This window comes from Xenophilus sp. (assembly GCF_044462705.1).
Classification (GTDB): domain Bacteria; phylum Pseudomonadota; class Gammaproteobacteria; order Burkholderiales; family Burkholderiaceae_C; genus Xenophilus; species Xenophilus azovorans.
The window spans coordinates 1-9,926 of sequence record NZ_JBIQNC010000180.1 but is presented as its reverse complement, the minus strand read 5'-3'; the positions used below and the strand labels follow the sequence as shown (position 1 = coordinate 9,926).

Genomic DNA, 9,926 nt, shown 5'->3' with positions numbered 1-9,926 from the left:
AACAGGATCACGTCGCGGATGCTGGGCGAATCGGTCAGCAGCATCATGAAGCGGTCGATGCCGATGCCGCAGCCGCCGGTGGGCGGCATGCCGTATTCCAGGGCGCGAACGAAGTCGTGGTCGAAGTACATCGCCTCGTCGTCGCCGGCGTCCTTGGCGTTCACCTGAGCATTGAAGCGGGCGGCCTGGTCCTCGGCGTCGTTCAGTTCGGAAAAGCCGTTGCCGAACTCGCGGCCGGTGATGTACAGCTCGAAGCGCTCGGTCACTTCCGGCCGCTCGTCGTTGGCGCGCGCCAGCGGCGAGATCTCGGTCGGGTGCTCCATGATGAAAGTGGGCTGCCAGAGCTTCTCTTCCACCGTCTCCTCGAAGTACATCACCTGCAGGCTGGCCAGGCTGCGCGCGGCGAGGCGGTCCTTCTCTTCCGAGAGGCCCTGCTTCCTCAGCGCGGCGATCAGCCAGTCGCGGTCGTCCACCCTGTCGCCGGCATCGGTGTGCTTGAGGATGGCCTCGCGGATGGTCAGGCGCTCGAAGGGCGCGGCGAGATCCACCGGCCTACCCTGGTAGCTCAGCTGCAGCGTGCCCACGGCTTTCTGCGCCGCGTCGCGGATCAGCGCCTCGGTGAAGTCCATCAGGTCGCGGTAGTTCCACCAGGCCGCGTAGAACTCCATCATCGTGAACTCGGGGTTGTGGCGGACCGAGATGCCTTCGTTGCGGAAGTTGCGGTTGATCTCGAACACGCGCTCGAAGCCGCCGACGATCAGGCGCTTGAGGTACAGCTCCGGCGCGATGCGCAGGTACATCTCCTGGTCCAGCGCGTTGTGGTGCGTGACGAAGGGCTTGGCGTTGGCGCCGCCGGGAATGGGGTGGAGCATGGGCGTCTCCACCTCCAGGAAGCCGTGCTCGACCATGAAGGCGCGGATGCCCGACACCGCCCTGCTGCGCGCCACGAAGCGCGCGCGCGCGGCGTCGTCGGTGATCAGGTCGACATAGCGCTGGCGGTACTTCTGCTCCTGGTCGGCCATGCCGTGGAACTTGTCCGGCAGCGGGCGCAGGCTCTTGGTCAGCAGGCGCAGCGTCGTCACCTTGACCGACAGCTCGCCGGTCTTGGTCTTCATCAGCGTGCCCTCGGCGCCGAGGATGTCGCCCAGGTCCCACTTCTTGAAGTCGGCGTACACCTCCTCGCCGACCGCGTCGCGCGTGACGTAGAGCTGGATGCGGCCGGTGGCGTCCTGCAGCGTCGCGAAGCTGGCCTTGCCCATCACGCGCTTGAGCATCATGCGCCCGGCGACGCTGACGGCGACCGGCGCCGCCTCCAGCGCCTCGGCGCCCGTGTCGCCGTGGGCCGCCAGCAGAGCGGCGGCGCGGTCGGCGGGCTTGAAGTCGTTGGGGAAGGCGACGCCCTTGCCTTCGGCCTGGCCTGCCCGCAGGGCCCTGAGTTTTTCGCGCCGTTCGGCGATCAACTGGTTGTCATCGGGCGGGCTGGCGGGGGCGTCGGACATGAGAAGGAAAAACCGGGTGGCGTCGAAAAGCGAACCCGCCATTTTATCGGCTGCGGGGTCCGGGCAGCTATCAAGAAAAGGTGCCTCGGTCAATCGCTTCGCGCTTGCCCGATCACCGAGGGGGATGCTTTTGTCTTGGGGCGGCCCGGCGACAAAAAAAGAGCGCTATTCCTTGACGATGCCGGTGCGCGCCAGCAGGTCGCTCACCAGTTCCAGCCGCATCAGCGGGCTGCCCAGCTCCATCAGCCGCTGCTTCAGCTCGGGCTGCAGCGGCAGCAGCTCGCACCAGCGGTTGGCGACCCAGCCGCAGTCGTCGAAGTGGTAGGGCGGTGCGACGGGCAGGCGGACCGCGGCGTTCTCGTGCGCCTTGCGCTCCTCCAGGGTGCGCACGAGGCGGCGCAGCGCGTCGGCCGCATGCTGCAGGTCCTGCGGCACCGGCATGGACACGTCGTCCGGCATCGGTTCGACCTCGGCCGTCCACAGGCCGTGCTTGTGCAGTTCGCTGCCGCGGATGCGGAAGCGCCGCGTGCCCACGCATTCGATGTGCATCAGCCCCGGCTGCGGCGAGGCGAGCTGCGAGATCGTCGCCAGCGTGCCGATGCTGGCGAACTGCTCGGCCTCGGCGCCCGGCACGCGCACTTCGGCGCCCTGGGTGAGCCCAACCACGCCGAAGGGTAGCCCCGCCTTGTGGCAGCGGCCGATCATGTCCAGGTAGCGCACCTCGAAGATGCGCAGCGGCAGCAGGCCGCCGGGGAACAGCACCGTGCCCAGGGGGAACAGCGGGATGGAGAGCGGGGGTGGGGAAGAGGCGGTCATGGGCGAAGGGGCGTGGCTATCATCGCACTCCCTTCCCCTGCGCGCCGCTGATGTTCTACCAGATCCCATCCTTCCTGCTGGACGTGATCGTCGGCCTGCTCGGCTGTGCCTGCCTGCTGCGGCTGTACATGCAGTACCACCGGGTGCCCTTCGGCAATCCGCTCGGGCGCTTCGTGTTCGCGCTCACCGACTGGATCGTGGTGCCGCTGCGCCGCATCGTGCCCGCTGCCGGCAAGTGGGACCTCGCCAGCGCCATCGCCGCCTGGCTGCTGGTGATGGCGAAGTACCTGCTGCTGATGCTGCTGTTCGGCGCGATGCGGATGACGGTGCTGCCGCTGCTGTCGCTGTTCGGGCTGATGCAGCTCGCCGTCTCGGGGCTGACGGCGCTGCTGGTGGTCTACGCGGTGCTGTCGTGGGTGCCGGGCGCCTCGCCGCTGCTCAAGGACCTGGTGGACCGTCTGGCCGAACCCCTGGTGCGGCCGTTGCGGCGCTTCATCCCGCTGGTCGGCGGGGTGGACCTGTCGCCGCTGGTGGCCATCGTGCTGCTGCAGGTGGGCGCGATCGTCCTGGGCAACCTGCTGACGAGCGTCTACTCGCTCGGTCGCTGACGGCCGTCAGCTCACCGCGTCCGCCGGCTGCCGCGTGAGCATCGCCAGGATGTCGGCCACCTTCCTGCGCAGCTCGCGCCGGTCGCAGATGAAGTCGATGGCGCCCTTTTCCTGCAGGAACTCGGCGCGCTGGAAGCCTTCGGGCAGCTTCACGCGCACGGTGGATTCGATCACGCGCGGGCCGGCGAAGCCGATCAGCGCCCTCGGCTCCGCGATCACCACGTCGCCGACGAAAGCGAAGCCGGCCGACACGCCGCCCATGGTCGGGTCGGTCAGCACGCTGATGTAGGGCAGGCCCTTCTTGGCCAGGCGGGTGAGGGCGGCGTTGGTCTTGGCCATCTGCATCAGCGACAGCAGGCCCTCCTGCATGCGGGCGCCGCCGGTGGCGGTGAAGCAGAGGAAGGGCACCTTCTGCTCGATGGCGGTCTCGACGCCGCGCACGAAGCGCTCGCCCACCACCGAGCCCATGCTGCCGCCCATGAAGTCGAACTCGAAACAGGCGGCCACCAGGTTGATGCTGTGCACGCAGCCACCCATGACGACCAGCGCGTCGGTCTCGCCGGTGGACTCCAGCGCTTCCTTCAGGCGCTCGGGGTACTTGCGGCTGTCCTTGAACTTCAGCGCATCGACCGGCAGCACCTCCTGCCCGATCTCGTAGCGGCCCTCGGCGTCGAGGAAGGCGTCCAGGCGGGCGCGCGCACCGATACGGTGGTGGTGGCCGCAGCTCGGGCAGACGTTCTGGTTCTGCTCCAGGTCGGTCTTGTAGAGCACCGTGTCGCAGCTCGGGCACTTGATCCACAGGCCCTCGGGCACCTGGCGGCGCTCGGCCGGGTCGGTCTGGGCGATCTTGGGGGGAAGCAGTTTCTCAAGCCAGCTCATGGACGGGGCTCCAATCGAAATTCAGGGCAGCGCATCGGCGGCGGGCGCCGGCATCTGCGCGGCCCTGCGTCTCGTCATGCGAAAAGCAGGGCCGCAAGGGCGTGCGGATTATCACGCCTTGGGCAGTGCATCCAGCCCGGCGCGCACGCCGGCGAGGAAGTCGCCCACGGCAGGCACCACCGCCTCGCGCGGCTGGCCTTCGATGAGCTGGATGATCTTCGTGCCGATGACCACCGCGTCGGCCGTGGCGCCGACGGCGCGCGCGCTGGCGGCGTCGCGGATGCCGAAGCCCACGCCCACCGGCACCTTCACGTGCCGGCGGATGCGCGGCAGCATCGCCGCCACCGCCTCGGTGTCGAGGTGGCCGGCGCCGGTCACGCCCTTGAGCGAGACGTAGTAGACGTAGCCGCTGGCGATGCGCGCGACCTGGGCCATGCGCTCGGAGGTAGAGGTGGGCGCCAGCAGGAAGATCAGGTCCATGCCGTGCGCGCGCAGGGCGGCGGCGAAGTCCTCGCACTCCTCGGGCGGGTAGTCGACGATCAGCACGCCGTCCACGCCGGCCTTCGCCGCGTCGCGCACGAAGGCGCCGGCGGCGTGCTTCTGGTCATAGCGCTCCACCGGGTTGGCGTAGCCCATCAGCACCACGGGCGTGGCGTCGTCCTGGTGGCGGAATTCGGCCACCATCGCCAGCACCTGCGCCAGGCCGACGCCCAGCGCCAGCGCGGCTTCGCCGGCCTTCTGGATCACCGGGCCGTCGGCCATCGGGTCGGAGAAGGGCACGCCCAGCTCGATCACGTCGGCGCCGGCGGCGACCATGCCGTGCATCAGCGCGGGCGTGATGTCGGCGTAGGGGAAGCCGGCGGTGACGTAGGGGATGAGCGCCTTGCGGCCCTCGGCCTTCAGCTTTTCGAAGGTGGCAGCGATGCGGCTCATTGCTTGCCTCCTTTCACGGCCAGGCCGCGCATCGAGGGCCGGTCGTAGAAATCGACACCCGCCAGGTCGGCCACCGTGCCGATGTCCTTGTCGCCGCGGCCGGAGAGGTTGACCAGGATCGACTGGTCGGGCCGCATCGTCTTCGCCAGCTTCAGCGCATAGGCCATCGCGTGGCTGGATTCCAGCGCGGGGATGATGCCCTCCGTGCGGCACAGGTGGTGGAAGGCGGCCAGCGCCTCCTCGTCGGTGACGCCGACGTATTCGGCGCGCTTGGTGTCGGCCAGCCAGGCGTGCTCGGGGCCCACGCCGGGGTAGTCCAGCCCCGCGCTGATGCTGTGCGTCTCGGTGATCTGGCCGTCTTCGTTCTGCAGGATGTAGGTGCGGTTGCCGTGCAGCACGCCGGGGCTGCCGCGCTGGATCGAGGCGGAGTGCTTGCCGCTGTCCAGGCCCTGGCCCGCGGCCTCCACGCCCACCAGCCTCACGCCGGGGAAGGGGATGTAGGGGTGGAAGACGCCCATCGCGTTGCTGCCGCCGCCCACGCAGGCGACCACCACGTCCGGCTGGCGGCCTTCCGCCTCGCCGGTGATGCCTTGCGCCGCCAGCATGGCCGGCATCTGCTCGATGCACTCGTTGCCGATCACGCTCTGGAAGTCGCGCACCATCGCCGGATAGGGGTGCGGGCCGGCCACGGTGCCGATGATGTAGAAGGTGTTCTCCACGTTCGTCACCCAGTCGCGCATCGCCTCGTTCAGCGCGTCCTTCAGGGTGCGGCTGCCGGATTCGACCGGCACCACGGTCGCGCCCAGCAGGTTCATGCGGTAGACGTTGGGCGACTGGCGCTTGACGTCCTCGCTGCCCATGTAGACCACGCACTCCAGCCCGTAGCGGGCACAGATGGTGGCGGTGGCCACGCCGTGCTGGCCGGCGCCGGTCTCGGCGATCACGCGCGGCTTGCCCATGCGGCGCGCGAGCATGGCCTGGCCGATCACGTTGTTGATCTTGTGGGCGCCGGTGTGGTTGAGGTCCTCGCGCTTGAGGTAGATCTGCGCGCCGCCGATCTCGCGGCTGGTGCGCGCGGCGTGGTACACGGGCGAGGGCCGGCCGACGAAGTGCTTGAGCTCGTAGGCGAACTCGGCCTGGAAGGCCGGGTCGTCCTTGTAGCGGTCGTAGGCGTCGCGCAGCTCGGCGATGGCGTGGGTGAGCGTCTCGCTCACGAAGCTGCCGCCGTAGGGGCCGAAGTGGCCGTGGGCGTCAGGCTGCTGGTAGGGGGTCGACATGGCAGATGCCTCCGGGAGCCGCGCGGCCCGCAGGCGGCCACACGGCAGGTTCAACGATGGGATGCGAGGCGGTGGGCGGCGTCGGCTTCGCGCACGGCCGCCACGAACTCGCGGATCTTGCCGGCGTCCTTGATGCCTTTGGCCGATTCGACGCCGGAACTCACGTCAACGGCGAGCGAGCGGCCCGCCGTGCGCAGGGCACGGATGCCCTCGCCCACGCTTGCTGGTGCGAGTCCACCACTCAAGACGAGGTGAGCGTCGACGGCGGGTGGAAGAAGTGACCAATCGAATGCCTTGCCGCCACCGCCATAGCCTTCGACATGGGCGTCGAGCAGGATGGCCTGGGCGCGGTTGAACCGAGCCGCGAATTCTACGAGGTCGAAGCCCGAACCGGCCGTTCCCAGGGGAATGCGCGCCGCCCGCAGGAAGCGGTGCCGGCCCTCGCCGCTGGCCTGCCAGCACTGGCCGGGCGACTCGTCGCCGTGGAACTGGGCCATGGCGCCCGCCACGGCCGCGAGGGCGGCCCGTGCGGCAGCGGGCTCCTCGTTGACGAACAGCAGCACGGGCGTGACGAAGGCCGGCAGCCGCCGCGCCAGCTCGGCGGCGCGCCCGGCCGTGACGGCGCGCGGGCTCTTCGGGTACAGCACGAAGCCGACCGCGTCGGCGCCCGCGGCGACGGCGGCGTCCACGTCCTGCTCGCGGGTCAGGCCGCAGATCTTGATGCGGGTGCGTGGTGTGGAGACGAGCACCCCGCCGCCGGGCCGCCCCAAGGCGGGGTGGGCCCCCTCGGGGGGCAGCGAACCACGCGAAGCGGGGAGCGTGGGGGTCATGTTCATGGCGGCCCATCATAGGCAGCGGCGCTGCCCAGCGTGACTTCGTCGGGCAAGCCCCACTGCGCGTCGTAGAGCGGGCCGAGGAAGTACAGGCCGTCGGGCGCGAAGGTCGGCGCCGCGGCGTCGCGGCTGCGCGCGGCCAGCACCTCGCGCATCCATCCGGGCGGCGCATGGCCCTGGCCGATGCGCACCAGGCAGCCCATGATGTTGCGGATCATGTGGTGCAGGAAGGCGTCGGCTTCGAACTCGAAGTGCCAGCGGCAGCGCGGGCCCTCGCCGTGGCGGCGGACCTCGATGCGACGCATCTGCTTGACCGGCGAGCGCGCCTGGCAGGCCGAGGCGCGGAAGGAGCTGAAGTCGTGCTCGCCCAGCAGCGCCGCCGCGGCCGCACGCATCGCCTCGCCGTCCAGCGCGTGCATCGACCAGCCGACCCGGCCGGCGTCCAGGCTGGGCCGCACCGGCGACTGCGACAGCACGTACAGGTAGCGCCGCCCGAGCGCGCTGGAACGGCAGTGGAATGCCGCCGGCACCGGATGCGCCCACTGCACCGCGATGTCGTCCGGCAGGAAGCGGTTGGTGCCGCGCACCCAGGAGAAGGGCGCGCGCTCGATCTCCGTGTCGAAGTGCACCACCTGCATCCAGCCGTGCACGCCGGCATCGGTGCGGCCGGCGCACAGCGTGCCGATGCGCGGGCCGGCGGTGAAGCGGGCGAGCGCTTTTTCCAGGTGATCCTGCACGGTGCGGCCCGAGGGCTGGCTCTGCCAGCCGTCGTAGACGCCGCCGTGGTAGCGGATGCCGAGCGCCCATCGCATCGTCGTTCGGTTCTTTCGCGCGGTCGGGGGAGACAAAAAGAAAAAGGGCCGCGGCGATCGCCGCGGCCCCGGATTGTCGCCGGGCCAGGCCCGGCCCTGCTCAGCGCAACTGGGCCAGCAGCTGCTCGGCCTGGTGGCGCAGGTCGCCGGCGCTTTCGCTGGCGACCTCCTCGACCAGCGAGCGGGCGCCCTCGGTGTCGCCCAGGGCCTGCAGCTCGCGCGCCAGCGAGAGCTTGATGGCATGCGGGTTCTCGCCGGCGCCATCGTCCAGCTCGCTGTTGCGGGTCACCGGCTCCAGCGCGCCGGGGCGCGTGTCGCCGCCCTTCGACTCGATCGAGGCCATGGTGCTCATGTCGAACTCGATGAAGCCCGAATCGCCCGGCAGGCCGGCCCGCAGGGTGGCGGGGTGGGTGCGCTCGTCGTCGTCGAGGGCGGGGCGGGGCATCTCCAGCTCGGCCGGCGCGGTGTCGAAATCGTTGTCCAGCGGGGGCAGCGCGCCGTTGCCGGACAGCGGCGAACGGGCGGTCGGCGCGAAGGAGGACGACTCGTTCAGCGGGGCGCGCGCCGTGGGCGCGTAGGCGGCCGTCACGGGGGCCGGCGCCGTCACCGGCGGCTCGGGCCGTGCGGGCGGGGCGGCATCGGCGGCGGCCAGCGGCGCGGCGTCCGAGGGCTTGGCCAGGTCCAGGTCGAAGTCCAGCGGCGCGACGGAGGGCACGAACGGCGGAGGCGGCGGCTCGGCCGGCGCATCGGCCAGCGCGGCGGCCGTGGCTGCTGCCGCCGCGGCGCCACCGGCGGCCAGCGGGATGGTCTTCTCGGCGTCGGCCAGGGCGGCGGCGCTGCCCTGGTACAGCGGGTTGCCCGGGTCCAGCTCGCGGCCCATGTCCATCACGCGGCCCCAGTCGGCGCCGCTGCCGTTGGTGAGCTTGTGCACGTCCTGCGCGAGCGCCTCGAAGGCCCGCAGGTCGCGCCGCTTGGCGTGGATCTCGAGCAGCTTGAGGTGGATGGCCGTGCGCTCGGGCGTGGTGCGCAGCGCCTCGCGCAGGATCTCCTCGGCCTGCAGGTCGCGGCCGTAGGCGAGGTACACGTCGGCCTCGGCGACCGGGTCGACGTCGCCGGCGTCCAGCTGGCTCGGCGAGTACGACAGCGAGGACACCATCGAGCTGCTGTTGCGGTTCTTGGTGTCGACCGATTCGCCGCCGGTGGCGCCGAAGAAGGAATCCTTCGGCAGGCGGCTTTCGGGGAACACGCTGTCGCCTGCATCGGCCGCGGTCTTGCGGCTGCGCGCGCGGTACGCCAGGAAGCCGAGCAGCAGCAGGACGATGGCGCCGCCGCCCAGGACGAGCGGGTTGCCCACCAGTTGCTCGAAGAAGCCCGGCTCGGGCGGAGGCGGCGGCACGACCTTGGGCTTGGCCTTGGCCGGCGCGGCAGCCGCCGGGGCGGGGGCTGCCGCGGGTGCGGGTGCGCTGGCTTCGGGGGCCGAGGTCGCCGCTGGCGCGGGCGCCGCGGCGGCGGCCGGCGGTGCGTCGGGTGCCGGTGCTGCAGCGGTGCTCGTCGCGGACGGGTCTGCAGCGGCCGGCGCGGCAGCCGGGCTTGCGGCAGCCGGCGCCGGGCTCGCCGCTGCGGCAGGGGCGGGTGCCGGTGCGGCGGCCGGGGCCTGGGCGGTGCCGCCGGCCGGTGCGGCGGACGGCGCCGCTGCGGGTGCCGCCGGGGCACTGCCGCTGGCGCCCTGCAGCTTGTTCAGTTCCTCGATGTTGCGCGACAGCTCGGCCACGCGGTTGGTCGTTTCCTGGGCCTGACGGGTCTGCGCCAGCTTTTCCTCGGCGGCGGCACCCTTGGCGCTGCCCTGCGAGATGGTCAGCTTGTCGGGCGAGGCCGCGGCCGCCTTGCGGTCCTCCACGTTCGCCTGCAGGCGTCCGGCGGCCTGGCGGTCGGCGGCGTCCGTCCGGGCGGCCGGCGCGTTCTCGGCCAGGCGCTGCCGGTAGGTGTTGAAGTCGCGGCTCTGGGCCACCACGGTCCGCCGGGCCTCGGCCGCCGGGATGGCGGCGGCGGCGCTGGCGCTGGGAACCTGCAGCACGGCACCCGCCTTGACCCGGTTCACGTTGCCGCGGATGAAGGCGTCGGGGTTGGCTTGCAGCAGGGCCACCAGCATCTGGTCGAGCGACACGTCGGCCGGCTTGAGGCTCGCCGCGATGCGCCCGGCGGTGTCGCCCGGCCGCACCGTGACCTGCTGCTCGCCGCTGCTCTCCGCGCGCACGGGCGCGCGCGCCTG

General features: G+C 71.4%; 9 protein-coding genes. 1 reads left to right on the top strand and 8 read right to left on the bottom strand.

What is annotated here, in order from left to right; all coding sequences use genetic code 11:
- A partial coding sequence (gene lysS, locus ACIY1X_RS20900) for a lysine--tRNA ligase (RefSeq protein WP_399684287.1) occupies positions 1-1,499 on the bottom strand: 1,499 nt, incomplete at its 3' end.
- A gap of 165 nt (positions 1,500-1,664) precedes the next feature.
- Positions 1,665-2,315: an LON peptidase substrate-binding domain-containing protein gene (locus ACIY1X_RS20895; RefSeq protein ID WP_038208349.1), complete on the bottom strand. Its 651-nt coding sequence runs from the start codon at positions 2,313-2,315 to the stop codon at positions 1,665-1,667.
- Positions 2,316-2,365: 50 nt separating this feature from the next.
- On the opposite strand from ACIY1X_RS20895, the gene ACIY1X_RS20890 reads away from it, so the two are divergent.
- On the top strand, positions 2,366-2,923 hold the full coding sequence (locus tag ACIY1X_RS20890) for a YggT family protein (protein ID WP_038208363.1): 558 nt from the start codon (positions 2,366-2,368) through the stop codon (positions 2,921-2,923).
- A gap of 6 nt (positions 2,924-2,929) precedes the next feature.
- Here ACIY1X_RS20890 and accD read toward each other — a convergent pair whose 3' ends face one another.
- The 6 genes from accD to ACIY1X_RS20860 form a co-directional block, all read right to left on the bottom strand.
- The gene (accD, locus tag ACIY1X_RS20885) at positions 2,930-3,802 is read right to left on the bottom strand and encodes an acetyl-CoA carboxylase, carboxyltransferase subunit beta (protein WP_038208385.1); all 873 of its coding nucleotides are present in this window, start codon (positions 3,800-3,802) and stop codon (positions 2,930-2,932) included.
- 111 nt (positions 3,803-3,913) lie between these two features.
- Positions 3,914-4,735, bottom strand: coding sequence for a tryptophan synthase subunit alpha (trpA, locus tag ACIY1X_RS20880; RefSeq protein WP_038208388.1), 822 nt, complete (start codon positions 4,733-4,735; stop codon positions 3,914-3,916).
- Positions 4,732-6,012: a tryptophan synthase subunit beta gene (gene trpB / locus ACIY1X_RS20875; RefSeq protein WP_038208391.1), complete on the bottom strand. Its 1,281-nt coding sequence runs from the start codon at positions 6,010-6,012 to the stop codon at positions 4,732-4,734. Before trpB ends, trpA begins: the two co-directional genes overlap by 4 nt.
- Positions 6,013-6,062: 50 nt before the next feature.
- The gene (locus ACIY1X_RS20870) at positions 6,063-6,848 is read right to left on the bottom strand and encodes a phosphoribosylanthranilate isomerase (RefSeq protein WP_169748307.1); all 786 of its coding nucleotides are present in this window, start codon (positions 6,846-6,848) and stop codon (positions 6,063-6,065) included.
- Entirely contained in the window at positions 6,845-7,657 is an 813-nt protein-coding gene (gene truA, locus ACIY1X_RS20865; protein ID WP_399684284.1) for a tRNA pseudouridine(38-40) synthase TruA, read from the bottom strand. Before truA ends, ACIY1X_RS20870 begins: the two co-directional genes overlap by 4 nt.
- A 100-nt stretch (positions 7,658-7,757) precedes the next feature.
- A partial coding sequence (locus ACIY1X_RS20860; protein ID WP_399684282.1) for a FimV/HubP family polar landmark protein occupies positions 7,758-9,926 on the bottom strand: 2,169 nt, incomplete at its 5' end.